Here is a 16,788-nt window from a genome sequence, read left to right as displayed (position 1 = left end):
CTCCATGAACCCGGTGCCCGACGACGACGCGGACCGGAACGAGACGAGTACCGAACGTCTCGACCGGAATTGGGCGAGCCTGCTGCAAGAGCTGCGTGTCGTGCAGACCGGGGTGCAGATCCTGACCGGCTTGATGTTGACGATCCCGTTCCAACAGCGGTTCACCGAGCTGTCCACTGCGCAGCAGGATCTCTACCTGGTGAGTCTGGTGTTCGCGGTGCTGGCGGTGGTCACGCTGATCTCGCCGGTGGCCTTGCATCGACTGCTGTTTCGACGGCACGCGGTCGCCGAACTCGTCGACCGGTCACACTGGCTGACCCTGATCGGGCTGGTGTGCCTGGGCCTGGCGATGACCGGGGTGCTGGTGCTGATCTTCGACGTCGTGGCCGGGACCGGCGCGGCGGTGGCGGCCGGGATCGTCGCGCTCATCGTCTTCGCGATCATGTGGATCATCCTGCCGCTGCGGGAGCGGCAGAAGAGTGGAAAAGGGCCCCGCACGGAGTGATCATCGTGCGGGGCCCTTCGTTCAGAGGGTTGCTCAGTTCGGCAGCAGGTGCTTGTTCTGGTTGAACAGCTTGATCTGATCCGGGCTGAGCTGAACGCCGCTCTTGTTGACCGACTCCCAGAGCTGCTTGACCTCGGGGCTGATCGTGCCCTTCTTCTGGGCGTTCGACACCGCGGCGTCGAGCTGCTTGGTCACGTCCTTGGTGGTCGCGGCGTCGCCGGACTTCTCCAGCTTCGGCAGCTGCGGCACCTGCAGCAGGTTCTTCGGGGCCTCGGCCGGCGCGGTGCGCTGGGTTGCACCCGACAGTCCGGTGCCGCACACCGGCCAGGCGCCCTTGCCCTGGCTGCCCAGCACGCGCTCGGCGACGACGATCTGCTGCTCACGGGTGGCCTGGTTGGCGCTCGGAGCGAACTCGGTGCCGCCGTGTCCGGCCCAGGTGCTCGGGCTGAACTGCAGGCCACCCTGGTAACCGTTACCGGTGTTGATGGCCCAGTTGCCACCCGACTCGCACTGGGCGACCTGGTTCCACTCGGAGTCGGTGGCGGCGTTGGCCGAACCGGTACCGATGAGGGCCGCTCCGCCGCCGAGGACGGCGCCGGTCAGTGCGACCTTGGCGAAGGTCTTGGTGGTCGAGGTGGTCGACGGTTTGCGATGGCGTCCGGACATGAGTGGTGTTTCCTCTCTCCACGCGCCTACGAAGTCAGCTGTCGGGTTCGGGCGAGAGGTTGCCCGGTCTCGGCGCGACGTGTGCCGCGGTCGAGACTTGACCCCAAGGACGCCGGGTAGGCGTCCGAACTCTCCACAGGGAGAGGTGGGTCCCCCGTCCTCGCTCCTAGAAGTTCTTCTCTGGTCGTGCACATCGGCGGAGCGAGGCTCGGCGCGGCCGACATGACGGTGTCTGTCTGTTATGTGGTCGTGACCACCAATGGCGGTCGTCCTAGACAGTACGACGTTCAGCAGTGCGAACGATAGTTGTTCGCACAACGAGTTTCGCGCTCAGATCGGGACTTTCGACCCACTTGTGACGTCCTGCCTGCTCACGCGGCGATAGTCGACTTGTGGCCGTCCTGTTATTCATTCGTTATGTGAGGAACGTCACATCGTCATTGTGGCCTCAGCCACCTGCGAATGGGGGGAGTACGTCGAGGGTGTCGCAGTCGCCGAGCACCACGGTCCGGTCGCAGAGGGCGACAGCGTCGCGCAAGTACGAACAGCGGTCCAGCACCCGAGCCAGCTCGGGGTTGCCGGCGGCGAGCATGCTCTCGAGGTCGGCGAGCGAGGCGTCCGGACCGATCTCGATCGTCGTCGATTCGGTGCCGGCCGCCGCGCGCGCAGCGGCGAAGTAGCGCACGGTCAGTTGCATCGGCCGGGTCACCCGCCGATGGCCGACATCGGCCGCGTCGGCTGATGGAAATTCGGTCCGTTGACGCCGTGGCCAGGCTCCTTCATCCATGCGTTGGTGCGCCAGAGGTCGACGATCGCGGCGTCGAGGCTGCGCTCTGGGAGGTCGCTGCGCAGCAGGGTCCGCAGATCGGTCTCCGACTGCGCGAACAAGCAGTTGCGCAGGGCGCCGTCGGCGGTCAGCCGGGCGCGGTCGCAGTCGCCGCAGAACGGTCGGGTGACCGACGCGATCACGCCGACGCGTGCCGGGCGGTCCGGGCTTCCGTGACCGTCGACAAGCCAGGTGGCGGCGGGCGCGCTGCCCCGCGGCCGCGGATCGGGCAGCAGCGTGAACTCGGTGCGCAGCACGGCGAGGATCTCGTCGGCCGTGACCATCGCCTCCCGGTTCCAGCGGTGGTCGGCGTCGAGCGGCATCTGCTCGATCACCCGCAGTTCGTAACCGTGCTCGAGGCAGAAGCGCAGCAGGTCGGGCAGGCGGGGGAGGTCGTCGCGCGCAGGGAGGACTGCGTTGACCTTGATCCTCGACAGCCCGGCGCGGCGGGCGGCGGCGAGTCCGGCGATGACGTCGTCGAGCCGGTCGCGGCGGGTGATCTCGGCGAACCTCGCCGGGTTGACGGTGTCGAGGGAGACGTTGATGCGGTCGAGTCCGGCCGCGACGAGACCGTCGATCCGGCGGGTCAATCCCAGGCCGTTGGTGGTCATCGCGATCTCGGGCCTGCTCGGCAGGGCGGCCACAGCAGCGATGAGCTCCTCGAGGTCCCGACGCAGCAGCGGCTCACCCCCGGTGAATCGGATGGTCTCGACGCCGAGTTCGTCGACGGCGACTCGCAGGACGCGGACCAACTCGGCGGTGGTCAGTGCCTGCTCGGTCGGCAGCCAGTCGAGTCCCTCTTCCGGCATGCAGTAGGTGCAGCGCAGGTTGCAGCGGTCGGTCACCGAGACCCGCAGATCGCGCACGACACGGCCGAACCGGTCGACCAACGGGCCGCTGCGCGGCGTATCGATCGGCACCGCGCCGATGGCCGGCGGGGTGGTGGGCAGACCGAGTGAGACGAGGGTCATGGCATCGCCCTGCGCGCTTCCAGTGAACGAAAAGTGCTGGCGTGGAAAACAAGTGGTTCGACGCCGGGATCGCAGCGCAGTGCTTCGATGCGCAGCAGGACCAGGGTGTGGTCGCCGGCCGGGATCTCTTTGTAGAGCGAGCACGACAGATTGGCCGCCGCAGCCGGGATGAACAGCGCGCCGTCGTCGGTGGCGAACGGGGTGATCCCGACGAACCGGTCCTCGCTGGGGCCGGCGAGCTGGCGGCAGAGGTCGGATTGGTCGTGGGCGAACACGCTCAGCCCGATGGCCGCCGCCCCGCGCAGCCGCGGCCAGGTGGTGGACGTGTTCTGCACACAGACCGAGACGAGCGGCGGATCGAGGGAGACGGTGGTGAACGCGCTGGCCGCCATGCCGACCGACTCCAGGACGCCGTCGGGGTGCGGAATGCGGCAGCAGACCGCGACGACACCGGACGGGAAGCAGCTGTAGGCCCGCTTCAGGGCCGACTCGTCGGCTGCCGGGGACAGCAACGTTGGGGTCTCCGAATTGACGCTCACCGTGTCCGCCGTCCCGAGCGCAGAGCGAACACCACGCCGAGCGCGAAACCCAGGGGAGCGCACATGGTCAGTAGGTAGACGAACGTCGGCGCGGTACCACCGTCGGTGACCAACGGGGTCACGAACAGCGCCACGATCGCGGCCACGCCGATCAGGAACACGACCACCGCCACCTGCAGCAGGTACGACGACTGTCTCTTCATGCTCTCCACGGTAGAACACGACACCGTCAAAGGTGGTCGGCCTCACGCACTACCCGAGCGTGAGGTAATCCACGTGACCGCGAGATCCGGCGTTGGCTAGACTGTGCACACAGGCGCCTTTTGCTCTGAGGTCTGTTTTTGGAGCGAGGCGCTTTTGTCATGAACATCCGAGTTACAGGTGAAGGTGAGCACAGTGCCAACCGGCAAGGTGAAGTGGTACGACGCGGAAAAAGGCTTTGGATTCCTCGCGCAGGACAGCGGTGAGGACGTCTACGTCCGTTCCTCCGCCCTGCCCGAAGGGACGGCGGCCCTCAAACCGGGGCAGCGCGTCGAGTTCGGCATGGCCGCCGGTCGTCGTGGACCGCAGGCGCTGAGCGTCACCGTGCTCGACCCCGCGCCCAGCGTGGTGAAGAACGTCCGTGAGACCGCACGCAAGGAAGCCTTGGCCAAGCGGCACTCGCCCGACGAGCTGCACGGCATGGTCGCCGACCTGATCACCCTGCTCGAGGGCAAAGTGCAGCCCGACCTGCGCAAGGGCCGGTACCCGGACCGCAAGACCGCGGCACGCATCGCCGAGGTCGTGCGCGCGGTCGCCCGCGAACTCGAGAGCTGACCCGACTCAGTCGGTCGTGCGCACCGTGAAGCCCTCGGGTGTGGTGTTCACCGACAGGATGCCGCGGGCCACGTAATCGTCGCCTTCGGTGACCGCGGACAGTGGCTGCACCTCGACATTGATCAGGACCCGATCCGGCGTCGACCGCAGCACCTGCGTGTAGGTGCTGTCGCTGCGCTGCGCGATGCCCTCGGGTTCGGGGTTGATGATCTTCCCGTTGCGGTCGGCATACATCAGGTACAGCACCCACGGGCTCTCGGCGATCTCCTGCGACACCGACATCAACGCCGATTCACCCGCGGGGATCGGCTCGTGCGGCGACGGCCGCAGTTCGGCGCCCGGCGGGTCGCATTCGCGGACCAGCACATCGCACCACTTGGCGGGTTCGACGCGGACGAGATCGTCGCCGATCGCCAGCTGGAGGTAGCCCTCGTCGTCGTGGCCATCCCCCGACCAGGTGTCCTTGGTCAGCACCGCCACCGTCGCCCCGACGACGACCACGAACGCCACCACGATCGCGGCGATGATCGCGAGGGTCTTCTTTTCTCCACTGTTCAGGTGCACGGTGTCCAGTCACTCCGGAATCTATTGCTGGTCGGTTCGGGGGTTGTTCATCTTGCGGGTGGCGTCGTCGCCGGGATTGCGGGTACCGCCGTGGCCCGTCGCCCGTCCCGCCGCGGCGAACGGGACCGTAGGCGCGGCGTAGTCGGGGCGACGACCACCGAGTCCCGGGATCAACGACGACCCGCGCGTGGTCAGCACGGTCTGCAGGAGGCCGATGGCCAGCAGCACCGACACGACGGTGAAGCCGACCCACAAGGTCGGCGGCAGCAGCACCCCCAGCGTCGCGCCGGACACCCAGCCGAGCTGCAGCATCGTCTCCGAGCGGCCGAACGCCGACGCGCGGGACTCGTCGGGTAGGTCGTCCTGGATCGACGAGTCGAGGCACACCTTGCCGATCGCGCTGGTGCCCGAGGCGACGAGCGCGGCGATGGTCGCCGCCACGATGTTGCCGAAGATGGCCGTGAGCACCGCGACCACGAAGCAGGCGCCGGTGCACCACACGACGATGGCGGGCGGATTCTTCAGTTCCAGGCGGGTGCCCAGGCCATTGCCGATCATGTTGCCGATGCCGGCAGCGGCACCGACCGCGCCCAGCAGCACGAGCTGTGTCCAGTCCGAGTGCACGTCCTGCTGGGCCTTGGCGTAGAAGGCGATGTAGAGGGTGAGGAAGCCGGTCAGGATGCGGATCGTCGAGTTGCCCCAGAGGCCGGCCACGACCTTGCGACCCAGCGGCTGACGCATCTTCGCGGCGAGCGCGTTGGCGGTCTCGCGGGCCTTGGCGCGGCCCCGCATCGCGGTCTTCTCATGCTCGGGTCGGGGCGTGGACGGCTCACCGTGGTAGCTCATGGTCGTCGGGATTTCGCCCTCGGTCACCTCGACCCACGACGGAATCCGCATGCACAACCACGCGCCCACTGCGGCGATCACCGCGAGCCAGGCCATCGCGCCGGGAATGTGGAACGGCAACACCTTGGCCAGCATCAATTCGAAGAAGGCGGCCAGCGCGCCGCCGATGATGGTGCCGCCGATCAGCCCGAAGGTGGTCAACCGCGAATTGACCCGCGGCAGATCGATACTCGGTGGCACCACCCGCGGGGTCACCGCCGACTTGAGCACCCCGAACGATTTCGACAACACCAGCAGGCCCAGCGCACACGGATAGAGCACCCACGGGTCGTACTGCAGTTGCTGCGTGGCGTCGTTCCACGAACAGTTCGCCATGATCAGCAGCGCGAGTACGGTCCGCAGACCGAACGTCGCGGCCATCGCGACCCGACGACCGTGTTGAAGCCGGTCGAGCAGCGGGCCGATCAGCGGCGCGATCAGCGCGAACGGGGCGATGGTCAGTGCGAGGTACAGGCCGACGTTGGTCTTCGACTCACCGGTCGCGGCTGCGAAGAACAGCGTGTTGGCCAGCGCCACCGCCATCGCCGCGTCGACTGCGAAGTTGGCGATCACCGGCAGTGTCAGGGCGGTCAGACCCGACTGGTCGGCGCCGTCGGCGGTGGCCGCCTGATGGATTTTCCCGATGCCGCGGCCGGTCAGCTCCCGACTCCGGAGGGCCGCGACCCGCATGACCGTCAGCTTCTTCGGCATCCGCCGTGCACCCTGGGGAGCGGTCGTCTCCTCGGTGGGCATCGCCCGGGTGCTGCCGAAGCGGTCGGTGTCGGCGTGCGGATCGGCGGTGTCGTCGAGCGGCGGCAGGTGCGGGTTGTGGGTCGGCGGCGGTAGGTAGGCCTCCTCGCCCGGCCCCCGACCAGTCGAGCCGCCGGCGGGACGACGTGCGCGACGGTCGTCGGCGGGATAGTTCGCGGCTCCCGGATGCTGGCGCGGGCTGCGCCGATCGTCGTCGACACCGGTCGGCTCCTGGCCAGGGAAGCGGGGACTGGGTCGGTTCACGCCCCCAATTGTTCCTCATCGCACCGACAGCGCGCCCATACGGCGACCGCGCGGCGCCGATCTCGCTGCGCCGGCGGTAAATAGGCGGGTCCGTGCGTGGTGGCGTACGTCATATTGCACACTGGTTATGTGACTTTTGCCTTCGATGGTGAGCGACTGCTGTCCGCAGTCGAGGTGGCGCGTGCGGCGTTGATCGACGACGGGCAGACGCCGGGTGCGCACCTGGATGCCGTGGTGGAAGGTGACTGGGCCGTCACCCATTACTTCGAGGCCGATCTTGTCGGCTACCGCGGTTGGCAGTGGTGCGTGGTGCTGGCCGGTGCGCCCGGCACCGACGAGGTGACCGTCAGCGAGGTCGTGCTGCTGCCGGGTAAGGACTCTTTGCTGTCGCCGCACTGGGTGCCGTGGGCGCAGCGCGTGGCACCCGGTGATCTGTCGTCTGGGGACGTCCTCGCGTCCGATCCCGACGACCTGCGTCTGGTACCGAATCACATCGACACCGAAGACGAGTTCCGATTCGATTCCGAGGACGAAGACCCCGACGACATCGGGCAGGTCGCCGGCGAACTCGGACTCGGACGGCGACGCCTGCTGAGCCCCGAGGGCCGCGACGAGGCCGCGCAACGCTGGCACGACGGCGACCACGGACCCAACACCGAGATGGCTGCCGCGGCCGCCTATTCCTGCGCCACCTGTGGCTTCTACATCCCGCTGTCCGGTGCGCTGCGCGCCGCGTTCGGCGTCTGCGCCAACGAGTACGCCTCCGACGGCCACGTCGTCGCCGCCGACTTCGGCTGCGGTGCCCATTCGGATGTGGTCGCGCCGACCGGCGAGGGTTCACCCGCCTATGACGCCTACGACGACGGCGCGCTGGAGATCGTCGCCGTGGTCGCGGCGGCCGGGGTCGGCGCAGACGAGTCGTCCTGACCGACGGCATGGTCTCCGGCGCAGACCCATTCGGCCTCGCCGACCTCCGCGCTGCGACGTTGCACGCCTGGCAATCGTCGCCCACCCGGTTCGCCGAAGACCTTGCGGCCGAACAAGATCTGGTTACGGTCGGCTACCGCGATCGGTTGTTCGTGGAACTCGCGGCCAACGCCGCGGACGCGTCCGGGCTCGTCGGATCCCCTGGACGCCTCGGTGTCTGGTCCGACGGCGAGTACCTGCACATCGCCAATACCGGTGCGCCGCTGACCAGCGACGGCGTGCGTTCCCTGCTCGCGCTGCGGGTCTCGGCCAAGGTCGCCGACGACGACCATCCCAGTGTCGGACGGTTCGGTGTCGGATTCACCGCGACCGCCGCGGTCGCCGATCGCATCGAGATGCGATCGGCGAGCGGATCGATCGTGTTCTCATACCGTGAGTCGCTGGGCGCGGCCCGCGACACCGGTGTGGATGTGGCGGCGGGGGAGGTCCCGCTGCTGCGGCTGGCCTGGCCGACGAGTACGCCACCCGCAGCAGGGTACGACACCGAAGTCGTGCTGCAACTCCGTGACGGTGTCGACGCCGACGAGCTGATCGCCACGGCTCGCGCCCAGGCTCCCGCCCTGCTGCTCGAACTGCCCGCACTGGCAGAGATCACCGTGGGGGACAACGTGTTCCGCGCGTCGCGGACCGTCGAGCCGGATCGGCAGCGCATCGTCGTCGAGTCGTCGTCGGGGATTCGGGAATGGGTGGAGGTCGCGCGTGGCGGCACCCGCTGGCTGGTCGAGGTCGGTGCGGGCGGCCCCATCGTCGACGGACCAGACGTGCTGCGGGCTCCCACTCCGACCGACATCGAACTGTCCCTCCCCGCGCGCTGCATCACCGACCTGCCGCTCACGCCGGATCGTCGGCATCTGCATCCGGATGCCGACATCGCCACCGCAGCAACCGGTTACGCAGATCTCGTCAAGGTGCTGGCGTCGTCGGCGCGTCCCGATTTCATACCGCGCCGCGCCGGTGCGGTGGGCCACGACGATGCCGTGCTGATCGACGCGGTCCTTGCCGAACTTCGTGATCGCCCCTGGCTGCCCGCCGTCGAGGGGGACGATCTGATACCCGGTCGGGCGGTCGTATTCGCCGACCTGAGTATCGATCTCGCCGAAGTCCTCGCCCCGGTGATCGGGGACCTCGCCCACCCCGACGTGTCCGAGCGTCGTCAACTCTCCGCGCTGCGGTCGGTCGGCGTCGGGGAGATCGGGCTGGCCGACCTCGCTGCGCGGCTCGTTGGCGTGGAACGCGAACCCGGGTGGTGGGCAACGCTGTACGCGGCACTGTCGCCGTATGTCGGAACATCGACCGACGCCGAGGAACTCGGTGCCGTGCCGATTCCGCGGTCGGATGGCCGGATGAACATCGGTGCGCGCGGACTGTTCGTCGCCGACCACATCCGCACCCCGATCGGCTGGATTCCGACGGTGGACCCCGCTGCTCGCCACCCGCTGCTGGAACGCCTGGGTGCGCAAGCCATCTCGGTCGACGAGGCCCTCGCCGACCCCGCGCTGCGCGAACTGGTCGAGAACTCCGCCGACGACGACGCCGCCGACCTTGCCGACGCGGTGCTCGGTCTGGTGGCCGGCGATCCGGACGCCGGCGTTCCGGAGTGGTTGTCGGGCTTGCTGTTACCCGACGACCACGACGAGTTGCGACCCGCCGATGAACTGCTGTTGCCGGACAGTGCGCTCGCCGAAGTCCTCGTCGACGATGCGCCCTTCGGCACGGTGGCGAGCGAGATTGTCGACCGCTACGGCGCCGACGCCTTGCGCCGGATCGGTGTCGGCTGGAGTTTCCTCGTCGTCCACGACGACCTGCCGGTGGCACCCGACCACGACCTGCCCGATGAAGACGAGTGGTGGGACGGCCTCGATGCCCAGCCGGAAACCCTTGTCGCGGTGCGAGATCTGGACCTCATCGACGAAAGTCGGTGGCCACGGGCGTTGAGCCTGTTGGTCGAGGATGAGACGATCGCCGGGCTGCTCACCGATCGCGACGGCTACACGGCCTGGTGGTTGCGGCACCACGCCACCGTCGCCGGGCACCCACTCGGCTGGTATCGGGCGCCGTCGGACAGCGCCGCGGTGGGGGTTCGTGATCCTCTCGACCACCCGCATGCTGACGAACTCGCGGCCGCACTCGGTGGTGCCTTCGTCGAATCACGGTCCGACGCGGCGACATTGCTGGACCATCTCGGTGACCCGGCCCGCGACGTCGCGCCGGGCGTCGCCGCTGCGGTACACGCCGAGATCGTCGCGGCCTGTCGGCGCGGAGTGTTCGGTGCCGCCGATCTCGATGTGCCGCAACGAGTTCGTACCCTGTCCGGCAAGGCGATCGGTCGCGCCCTGGTCGTGGACCGGCCATGGTTCGCCCAGGTGCTCGATCCAGCGGAATTGGTGCTCGCCGGCCGGCAGGCCGATCCTGCCGACGCCGAACTCCTCGCCGAGATCCTCGATCTGCCGACGATCACCGACGAGATCACCGGCATACCCCGCGACCCCGGCACCGCCGCCGGTTCCGACTCCACCCCCGCTGTCCTCCATGTGCTGCTCACCGGCCAGGACATCCCCGGCGGCGAGATCCGCCTCCACGATGAACTGTGGATCACTCTGCAGCGCAACGACTCCGAGTGGGAAGCGCGGGTGCAGTGGTGGGTGGACGAGTCGGGGATGCTCCATCTGGCCGCGGGTGCTGGTTTCGACGGACGTTCACTCGGCTAGCGCCTCGCTCACTGCTCAACCAGCGTTTGAAGACGTCTGCTTCACCGCTGGGTTGAGCCCTCAACCCGCATCAATCCCCGACATCACAATCGACGCGAGTTGCCGATACGCCTGTGCGTCATCAAGTCCGGTGGTCGCAGCCACCTCCCGCCGCTGGATGCGGCTCATCATCGACGCGGCCAGGTCGGCGGCGAACGCCGCGTCCACATCACGGAACTCGCCGGCGGCGACCCCCGCGGAGATCAGCTCGCGCACCCGACGAGCTGCCGCGGCCGTATTGCGCTCGTACAACTCCCGCGTCGGCTCGAACGCATGGAGGTCGGCCATGAACGCCGACGACGCGGGACCCAGCGCATCACCGACGGTGACCAAGTACGCGATGACCTTCTCCCGCGCGGTCGGCGCCTGAGCCACCGAAGCTTCCACCGTGTCGGTCGCACGACGAAAGAAGTGCGTGACCGTCTTGGTCACGAGTTGCTCCTTGCTCCCGGCCAGCGTGTAGAGCGTCGACTTGGAACACCGCAGACGCGTCGCCAGATCCGCGACACCCAACCCGGCGAACCCCTCGGCCAACACGAGGTCGAGCAGCCGGTCGAAGAGGTCGTCGCGGCGTCGAGTGCCGAAGGCGGTATCCGCAACCATGCTGGACATAGTACTGTGAAGAGGACTTCAGTACTACTTTGATTCCCTCGGAGGTTTCGACATGCCGGTTGATCGTCTTCTACCCAGCGACGAAGCGCACGATCTCATCGCTCTGACCAGGGACTTCGCCGACAAGCGACTCGCGCCCATCGTTGACGAGTACGAGAAGGCGGAAAAGTACCCAGTCGGCCTATTCGCGGAGATGGGCGAGGCTGGTTTGCTCGGCCTGCCGTACCCCGTCGAGTGGGACGGCGGCGGCCAACCCTACGAGGTCTACCTCCAGGTCCTCGAGGAACTCGGCGCCCGATGGGCGTCGGTGGCCGTCGCGGTCAGCGTGCACGGCCTGGCCTGCCATCCGCTGTTCACCTTCGGCACCGACGAACAGAAGCAGCAGTGGTTGCCGGATCTGCTCAACGGCCGACTCGTCGGCGCCTACAGCCTCTCCGAACCGCAAGCCGGCTCCGACGCGGCGGCACTGATCTGCAAGGCCGCGGCCACCGACGGCGGCTACACCGTCAACGGTGCCAAGGCGTGGATCACCCACGGCGGCATCGCCGATGTCTACAACCTCTTCGCCCGCACCGGCGACGGCTCCAAGGGCATCAGTTGCTTCCTCGTTCCCCGCGACACCGACGGCCTCACCTTCGGCAAACCCGAGGAGAAGATGGGACTGCATGCGGTGCCCACCACCTCGGCCACTTACGACGACGCGTTCGTCGACGAGAACCGGCGACTCGGTGCCGAAGGTGACGGCCTGACCATCGCGTTCTCCGCCCTCGACTCCGGGCGCCTCGGCATCGCCGCCGTCGCCACCGGCCTCGCGCAGGCCGCACTCGACGCCGCCGTCGACTACGCACAGGAACGAACCACGTTCGGCCGCAAGATCATCGACCACCAGGGCTTGAGTTTCCTGCTCGCCGACATGGCCGCCGCCGTCGACTCCGCCCGTGCCACCTACCTCGACGCCGCGCGCCGCCGCGACGCCGGTCGCCCGTACTCGCGGGCCGCGGCCACGGCGAAACTGGTGGCGACCGACGCCGCGATGAAGGTCACCACTGACGCTGTGCAGGTGCTCGGCGGCTACGGTTACACCCGCGACTTCCGCGTCGAACGTTATATGCGCGAAGCCAAGATCACCCAGATCTTCGAGGGCACCAACCAGATTCAGCGTCTGGTGATCGGCCGGGCGCTGGCCTCTCGATGACCTACACGGCGGCGTCGGGGTCGTAAGCGAACGCCCGGCCTTCGCCGCGCCGGAACGACCACGATCCGAGTCGTGCGATGAACCACATCGCACCCGGGATGCGGGGGCCGAGATCCCGGCGTGCGTCGTCGTCGAGTGCCTTGACCGCCCACGGCGCGACCGTCAACAGATCCCGCAACCGGCTGTCCTCACCGAACTTCTTCTCCAAGTCCGCCCAGTCCTGCGGCGATAGGTACTTCTGTACCAGCGCGATCGCATCGTTCTCCTCGTGAGCCAGATGGGTCGCAAGATGATCGAAGGTGCGGGATACGATGTCCGACAGCGCATCCCGTGACTTATCGTCGCCGCCGGCGGCCATCGCGGCGAGTCCCTCATCGCAGGCCGTGAGCAGCGGATCGATCTCGCCGTGCTCGGACTCCATGGCGTCGAGAACCTCGCGCTCGGCGCCGGTACACCGGGACTCCAGCAGAGGCCAGAGCCACGCGTCCTCGCCGGTGTGATGATGGTGCAAGGTTTCTCGGAACAGCGACCACCGGCTCTGCAGGGCGCGCCAGGTGGCGCGGTCGGCGACCGGGGTGCGCGGAACGCTGCGGGCGAACTGCGCCAGATCCCGACGGAACGCATGGTGCATCACGTACATCATGAACGGGTCGACCGGGCCCTCAGGGGCGGCGGCCTGGCCGGGCAGACGGAGCTGGGTCGGGTGGACGGGGGAGGTGAGCTGGGTGGTCATGTCGGGTTCCTCGTCGGGTGGATGGACTGTCGGGAACCAGCGTGGATCGCGGCGCTTGTGGTCCGCTTGGAACTCGCTTGTGTGGCTGCTCAGACCTCGAGCCGCGACCGCTCGTAGGTCTCGACCAGTCGCCCGTCGTTCAGCACGATCCCGGTGAACCCGCTGGTCGGCGCAGTGAAGTGGTAGAACCGCAGCACGGTGCCGTCCGGGTCGGGGATGTCCAGACGCGCACCCTCCGGACCCTCGACGATCGGACCGTGGGCGACGCCGAGGCGGTCGCACCGCTGCGTCAGCAGGTCGAGCGCGGCTCGAGAACGGGGCGTGAATGCGACGACGTCGAACCCGGTCAGGTCCGGATGGTTCGCGCAATGGTCGCGGCAGCGCAGCGCGACGTTGAACCGCGCGTCACGGTCGATGAGGCCGGCGCCGCGCACCTCGCCCTCCTCGACGAACTCGGTCCAGAACCGGAGGTCGAGAACGTCGCGGTACCAGGCCACGCTGCGTGCCAGGTCGGTCACCGGAAGTTTCACCTGCGCGATGCCGATGATCAGAGATGTGGGAGTGGTTGTTTGCGTCATGGTGGTGACGGTAGGCGTCGGCGGGCGCACAATGAATGCGTGAACGTCCGGGATCTGTGCGCGTTCATCCGGAATGGCCGACGATGGATGCCTTGACCACCGTCGTCGGTGAATTGCGGTTCGACACAGTCGGTTACCGCCGCCTCGAATGTGCGGCGGGGACCGACCTCGACTTCTCCCAGGATGGTCTTCGAGGCGTGCACGCGGTGCTCGACGGCCGGTGCGTCCTCCGAACGGCCGACGGAACAAGCCCGTTGTCCGAGGGCGACGTCGTCGTGCTGCCGCGCGGCGATCCGCACGCACTCCACATGCCGGTGGCGTGCACGATTCTGTGTGGCGCCTTCCTGGTCGGCGAGAGCGAGCACCCGGTCCTGGCCGCCCTGCCACACGTCGTCACAGTGTCCCGCTCGGAGTCGCCGGGCGTCGGAGCCGTCGTCGACGCCCTCGTCGCCGAGGCCGGGGAGTCGGCCGCCGGCGGCCCGGTGGTGCAGGCACGGCTCTCGGATGCCCTTGTGGTGCAAGCGCTTCGCCACTACGCAACAACATCGGAGGCGACCGGCTGGCTGGCGGCGCTGCGGGATCCGGCTATCGCACGGGTACTGCTCGCGGTACACGATGCCCCCGGCCGCCCCTGGGATGTGGCGACGCTGGCTGCCACGGCGGGATTGTCGCGGACGGTGTTCTGTGCGAGATTCGTTGCGTTGCTGCAACAACCGCCGATGCGGTATGTCACCGCCATTCGGGTCCAACGCGCCCGCACCCTGCTGCGCGACGAGAACCTCACCGTTGCGGCTGTGGCCTCCCGGCTCGGCTACGGTTCCGAATCCGCCTTTGCCGCAGCGTTCAAACGTGAGACCGGGGTGAGTCCGGGAAGCCTCCGCACCGATCGCGCCGAGGTGCCGGCCGCCACAGCGACGACCGGCACCTCGGCGACCGGGTGATCAGACCGGCACTCCCGCCGGAGTCTGCTCGTCATCCGGATCGGCTGTGCGCGGCGCGATCTCCGCCGAATCGCTTGCCGCACCCTCGATCCCGACATGGGGGAGCAGTCGGTCGAGCCAGGTGGGCAGCCACCAGTTGTATCGGCCGAGCAGCGTCATGGTGGCCGGCACCAACACCATTCGAACCAGCGTGGCGTCGAGCAGCACCGCGACCGCCATCCCCAGGCCCAGGGTCTTCATGATGACGTCGGTTTCCGACGCGAAGCTGAGGAACACCGCGACCATGATCGCTGCCGCCGTGGTGATCACCCGCCCGGTCTTGGCCAGTCCGCTGATCACGCTCGCCCGCGCATCACCGGTGGCCAGCCAGTCCTCCCGAATCCGCGAGAGCAGGAACACCTCGTAGTCCATCGACAACCCGAACAGGATCGCGAAGATCAGGATCGGCACCCAACTCGACACGGCCGCAGGATGATCCACGCCCAGCAACGAGAGTCCCCAACCCCACTGGAACACCGCGGTGATCACTCCGTAGGCGGCGGCCACCGACAGCAGGTTCATGAACGCCGCCTTGATGGGCACCACGACCGATCGGAACAGCACCGTCAGCAGCACCACCGATGCGGCGACGACGAAGCCGACCACCAACCACAGTCGACGCTCCAGCATTTGTGCGATGTCGTTGTAGTACGCGGTTTCTCCGGTCAGGATCGCCCCGGCGGGCAACCGATCGCGCACCGCGTCGAGGATCTCCGCGGTATCGGCAGAGGCCGGATCGACGCCGATGGTGATCGGCGCGATTCCGAGTGCGCGGTCCGGTGATTCGGTGATCGGTGCCACCGACGTGACACCCGGTACCCGGGCGATCGTGGTCAACGCATCGGCCAACGCGGCCTGATCCACGGACTCGGCGGGCGCCACGACGACCACCTCGGCGTTGATGCCGGGACCGTACTCGGCGGCCAGCACGTCGTGGGCGCGGCGGGTGGTCAACTCGGTGGATTGTGCACCCGAATCCGACGTCCAGGTCCGCATCGACACGGCCGGTGCGGCCAGCGCCAGCATGACGATCAGGCCCAGCACCACCGCCGCCACCGGATGTGCGCCCACCCGAGCGGCCCACCGAGCGGTCCGCGGTGGACGCGAGGCAGGCTCTACGACAACGGCTTTCCGAACCTTACGCGGGATGATGCGCTGCCCGGCCATCCGGCAGGCCGCCGGCACCAGCACCAACGTCGCCGCCAGCATCGCGACCACCGCGATCGCCGTCGCGAAACCGAAGGAGGAGTAGGTGGGCAGACCCGCCAGCCGCAGACCCATCAGCGACACCAGTACCGTCGTCGCCGCGAAGACCGCCGACCGTCCCGCGGTGGCCACCGATCGGGCGGCGGCCTCAACGGGGTCGTGTCCGTCGCGCAGGAAATCGACGTGCCGGCTGACCACCAGCAGCGCGTAGTCGATGCCGACGCCGAGGCCGACCATGCTGGCCACCATCGGTGCGGTGGGGCTGACCTTCATCACCGCGGCCAGCAGGGTGACCCCGGCCGACGCGGCGACCAACCCGGCGATCGCGGTGACCACCGGCAGGCCTGCGGCGAGCACGGACCCGAACGCGACCACCATGATCAGCAGCGCCAGGGTGATGCCGATGATCTCGGCGTGCCCCTTGATCGGGGCGGCCGCGGTCTCCGGCACCGACCCGTTCATTTCCACCTGCAGCCCGGCGGCACGCGCAGGCGCGACCGCGTCATTCAACGGGGTGGCGTCGCCCATGATGTCGCGGTCGGTGACCGGAACGTCGTAGCCGACGGTGAGCACCGCGGTGTCGTGGTCGCTGCTGAACTGGGGAGGACTGACCGTCACGACGTGGTCGAGGCCGGCGAGCCGGGTGTGGAGTTCATCGAGTTGTCCGGTCGGGATCGTGCCGTCGTCGGAATGGACGACGACCCGCGCGAACGCGTTTCCGGCGCCCGGTACGTGCTCGCGCAGCAGGTCGATGCCGACCTGCGACGGTGTGTTGGTGACGTCCCAGTTCTCCTGGGTCTGGCCGCCGACGGCCGACGACACGGCCAGCAGGATGCCGAGTCCGACGAAGAACGCGGCGATGGCGCGTTTGGGATGCGCGGCGCAGGCGCGGCCCATCCGGTAGAGGACGGTGGGATGCATGGGTTTGCCTTTCGGTGGATGCGGTGATGTCCCCGTTAGGGTG

General features: G+C 68.2%; 17 protein-coding genes and 1 riboswitch. Of the genes, 6 read left to right on the top strand and 11 right to left on the bottom strand.

Annotated features, from left to right (window positions below; all coding sequences use genetic code 11):
* Nucleotides 1-4 precede the first annotated feature (4 nt).
* Complete coding sequence (locus AAFP30_RS19260) at nucleotides 5-505, top strand: DUF6328 family protein (RefSeq protein WP_419231590.1); 501 nt, start codon at nucleotides 5-7, stop codon at nucleotides 503-505.
* Nucleotides 506-538: 33 nt separating this feature from the next.
* Here AAFP30_RS19260 and AAFP30_RS19255 read toward each other — a convergent pair whose 3' ends face one another.
* From AAFP30_RS19255 to AAFP30_RS19235, 5 genes are all read right to left on the bottom strand, one after another.
* Nucleotides 539-1,171: a transglycosylase family protein gene (locus tag AAFP30_RS19255; protein ID WP_419231589.1), complete on the bottom strand. Its 633-nt coding sequence runs from the start codon at nucleotides 1,169-1,171 to the stop codon at nucleotides 539-541.
* Between the two features lie 7 nt (nucleotides 1,172-1,178).
* Nucleotides 1,179-1,380, bottom strand: a riboswitch (cyclic di-AMP (ydaO/yuaA leader).
* Nucleotides 1,381-1,619: 239 nt separating this feature from the next.
* Nucleotides 1,620-1,868 (bottom strand): MoaD/ThiS family protein, encoded by a 249-nt coding sequence (locus AAFP30_RS19250; RefSeq protein ID WP_419231588.1) that lies wholly within the window; start codon nucleotides 1,866-1,868, stop codon nucleotides 1,620-1,622.
* Nucleotides 1,869-1,876: 8 nt separating this feature from the next.
* Nucleotides 1,877-2,968: a GTP 3',8-cyclase MoaA gene (moaA, locus tag AAFP30_RS19245; protein WP_419231587.1), complete on the bottom strand. Its 1,092-nt coding sequence runs from the start codon at nucleotides 2,966-2,968 to the stop codon at nucleotides 1,877-1,879.
* Nucleotides 2,965-3,507 (bottom strand): flavin reductase family protein, encoded by a 543-nt coding sequence (locus AAFP30_RS19240; protein WP_419231586.1) that lies wholly within the window; start codon nucleotides 3,505-3,507, stop codon nucleotides 2,965-2,967. The genes moaA and AAFP30_RS19240 overlap by 4 nt, the downstream gene beginning before the upstream one ends.
* A complete protein-coding gene (locus tag AAFP30_RS19235; RefSeq protein ID WP_419231585.1) occupies nucleotides 3,504-3,710 on the bottom strand; it encodes a hypothetical protein in 207 nt (68 codons plus the stop codon). Before AAFP30_RS19235 ends, AAFP30_RS19240 begins: the two co-directional genes overlap by 4 nt.
* A 193-nt stretch (nucleotides 3,711-3,903) precedes the next feature.
* Here AAFP30_RS19235 and AAFP30_RS19230 point away from each other — a divergent pair, with 193 nt between their 5' ends.
* Nucleotides 3,904-4,323 (top strand): cold-shock protein, encoded by a 420-nt coding sequence (locus tag AAFP30_RS19230; RefSeq protein ID WP_419231627.1) that lies wholly within the window; start codon nucleotides 3,904-3,906, stop codon nucleotides 4,321-4,323.
* Between the two features lie 6 nt (nucleotides 4,324-4,329).
* Here the strand turns inward: AAFP30_RS19230 and AAFP30_RS19225 are convergent, their stop codons facing one another.
* Nucleotides 4,330-4,887 carry a DUF2771 family protein gene (locus AAFP30_RS19225; protein WP_419231584.1) on the bottom strand — a complete coding sequence of 186 codons (558 nt, stop codon included), beginning with the start codon at nucleotides 4,885-4,887 and terminating at the stop codon, nucleotides 4,330-4,332.
* A 21-nt stretch (nucleotides 4,888-4,908) separates the two neighbouring features.
* The gene (locus AAFP30_RS19220; RefSeq protein ID WP_419231583.1) at nucleotides 4,909-6,786 is read right to left on the bottom strand and encodes an MFS transporter; all 1,878 of its coding nucleotides are present in this window, start codon (nucleotides 6,784-6,786) and stop codon (nucleotides 4,909-4,911) included.
* A 129-nt stretch (nucleotides 6,787-6,915) separates the two neighbouring features.
* Here AAFP30_RS19220 and AAFP30_RS19215 point away from each other — a divergent pair, with 129 nt between their 5' ends.
* On the top strand, nucleotides 6,916-7,713 hold the full coding sequence (locus AAFP30_RS19215) for a DUF3027 domain-containing protein (protein WP_419231582.1): 798 nt from the start codon (nucleotides 6,916-6,918) through the stop codon (nucleotides 7,711-7,713).
* Between the two features lie 8 nt (nucleotides 7,714-7,721).
* Complete coding sequence (locus AAFP30_RS19210) at nucleotides 7,722-10,481, top strand: sacsin N-terminal ATP-binding-like domain-containing protein (protein ID WP_419231581.1); 2,760 nt, start codon at nucleotides 7,722-7,724, stop codon at nucleotides 10,479-10,481.
* 60 nt (nucleotides 10,482-10,541) lie between these two features.
* On the opposite strand, the gene AAFP30_RS19205 is transcribed toward AAFP30_RS19210, so the two are convergent.
* On the bottom strand, nucleotides 10,542-11,123 hold the full coding sequence (locus AAFP30_RS19205) for a TetR/AcrR family transcriptional regulator (RefSeq protein WP_419231580.1): 582 nt from the start codon (nucleotides 11,121-11,123) through the stop codon (nucleotides 10,542-10,544).
* Between the two features lie 61 nt (nucleotides 11,124-11,184).
* Here AAFP30_RS19205 and AAFP30_RS19200 point away from each other — a divergent pair, with 61 nt between their 5' ends.
* A complete protein-coding gene (locus AAFP30_RS19200) occupies nucleotides 11,185-12,327 on the top strand; it encodes an acyl-CoA dehydrogenase family protein (RefSeq protein ID WP_419231579.1) in 1,143 nt (380 codons plus the stop codon).
* A gap of 1 nt (nucleotide 12,328) precedes the next feature.
* Here AAFP30_RS19200 and AAFP30_RS19195 read toward each other — a convergent pair whose 3' ends face one another.
* Nucleotides 12,329-13,060: a hemerythrin domain-containing protein gene (locus AAFP30_RS19195; RefSeq protein ID WP_419231578.1), complete on the bottom strand. Its 732-nt coding sequence runs from the start codon at nucleotides 13,058-13,060 to the stop codon at nucleotides 12,329-12,331.
* 89 nt (nucleotides 13,061-13,149) lie between these two features.
* Nucleotides 13,150-13,638, bottom strand: a complete 489-nt coding sequence (locus AAFP30_RS19190) for a VOC family protein (protein ID WP_419231577.1) — start codon at nucleotides 13,636-13,638, stop codon at nucleotides 13,150-13,152.
* Nucleotides 13,639-13,721: 83 nt separating this feature from the next.
* On the opposite strand from AAFP30_RS19190, the gene AAFP30_RS19185 reads away from it, so the two are divergent.
* Entirely contained in the window at nucleotides 13,722-14,579 is an 858-nt protein-coding gene (locus tag AAFP30_RS19185; protein WP_419231576.1) for an AraC family transcriptional regulator, read from the top strand.
* Here AAFP30_RS19185 and AAFP30_RS19180 read toward each other — a convergent pair whose 3' ends face one another.
* Nucleotides 14,580-16,745, bottom strand: coding sequence for an MMPL family transporter (locus AAFP30_RS19180; RefSeq protein ID WP_419231575.1), 2,166 nt, complete (start codon nucleotides 16,743-16,745; stop codon nucleotides 14,580-14,582).
* Nucleotides 16,746-16,788: the final 43 nt, after the last annotated feature.

This window comes from Gordonia sp. CPCC 205515 (genome assembly GCF_048537925.1).
Taxonomy (GTDB): domain Bacteria; phylum Actinomycetota; class Actinomycetes; order Mycobacteriales; family Mycobacteriaceae; genus Gordonia.
The sequence above is the reverse complement of the archived record's forward strand: the minus strand, read 5'-3'. Positions and strand labels throughout refer to the sequence as shown.

Bases quoted from the DNA above. Each gene is read 5' to 3' on its own strand.
- AAFP30_RS19260 (WP_419231590.1), top strand. From the start codon at position 5: ATGAACCCGGTGCCCGACGACGACGCGGACCGGAACGAGACGAGTACC.
- AAFP30_RS19255 (WP_419231589.1), bottom strand. From the start codon at position 1,171: ATGTCCGGACGCCATCGCAAACCGTCGACCACCTCGACCACCAAGACC.
- AAFP30_RS19250 (WP_419231588.1), bottom strand. From the start codon at position 1,868: ATGCAACTGACCGTGCGCTACTTCGCCGCTGCGCGCGCGGCGGCCGGC.
- moaA (WP_419231587.1), bottom strand. From the start codon at position 2,968: ATGACCCTCGTCTCACTCGGTCTGCCCACCACCCCGCCGGCCATCGGC.
- AAFP30_RS19235 (WP_419231585.1), bottom strand. From the start codon at position 3,710: ATGAAGAGACAGTCGTCGTACCTGCTGCAGGTGGCGGTGGTCGTGTTC.
- AAFP30_RS19210 (WP_419231581.1), top strand. From the start codon at position 7,722: ATGGTCTCCGGCGCAGACCCATTCGGCCTCGCCGACCTCCGCGCTGCG.
- AAFP30_RS19205 (WP_419231580.1), bottom strand. From the start codon at position 11,123: ATGGTTGCGGATACCGCCTTCGGCACTCGACGCCGCGACGACCTCTTC.
- AAFP30_RS19200 (WP_419231579.1), top strand. From the start codon at position 11,185: ATGCCGGTTGATCGTCTTCTACCCAGCGACGAAGCGCACGATCTCATC.
- AAFP30_RS19195 (WP_419231578.1), bottom strand. From the start codon at position 13,060: ATGACCACCCAGCTCACCTCCCCCGTCCACCCGACCCAGCTCCGTCTG.
- AAFP30_RS19190 (WP_419231577.1), bottom strand. From the start codon at position 13,638: ATGACGCAAACAACCACTCCCACATCTCTGATCATCGGCATCGCGCAG.
- AAFP30_RS19185 (WP_419231576.1), top strand. From the start codon at position 13,722: ATGGATGCCTTGACCACCGTCGTCGGTGAATTGCGGTTCGACACAGTC.
- AAFP30_RS19180 (WP_419231575.1), bottom strand. From the start codon at position 16,745: ATGCATCCCACCGTCCTCTACCGGATGGGCCGCGCCTGCGCCGCGCAT.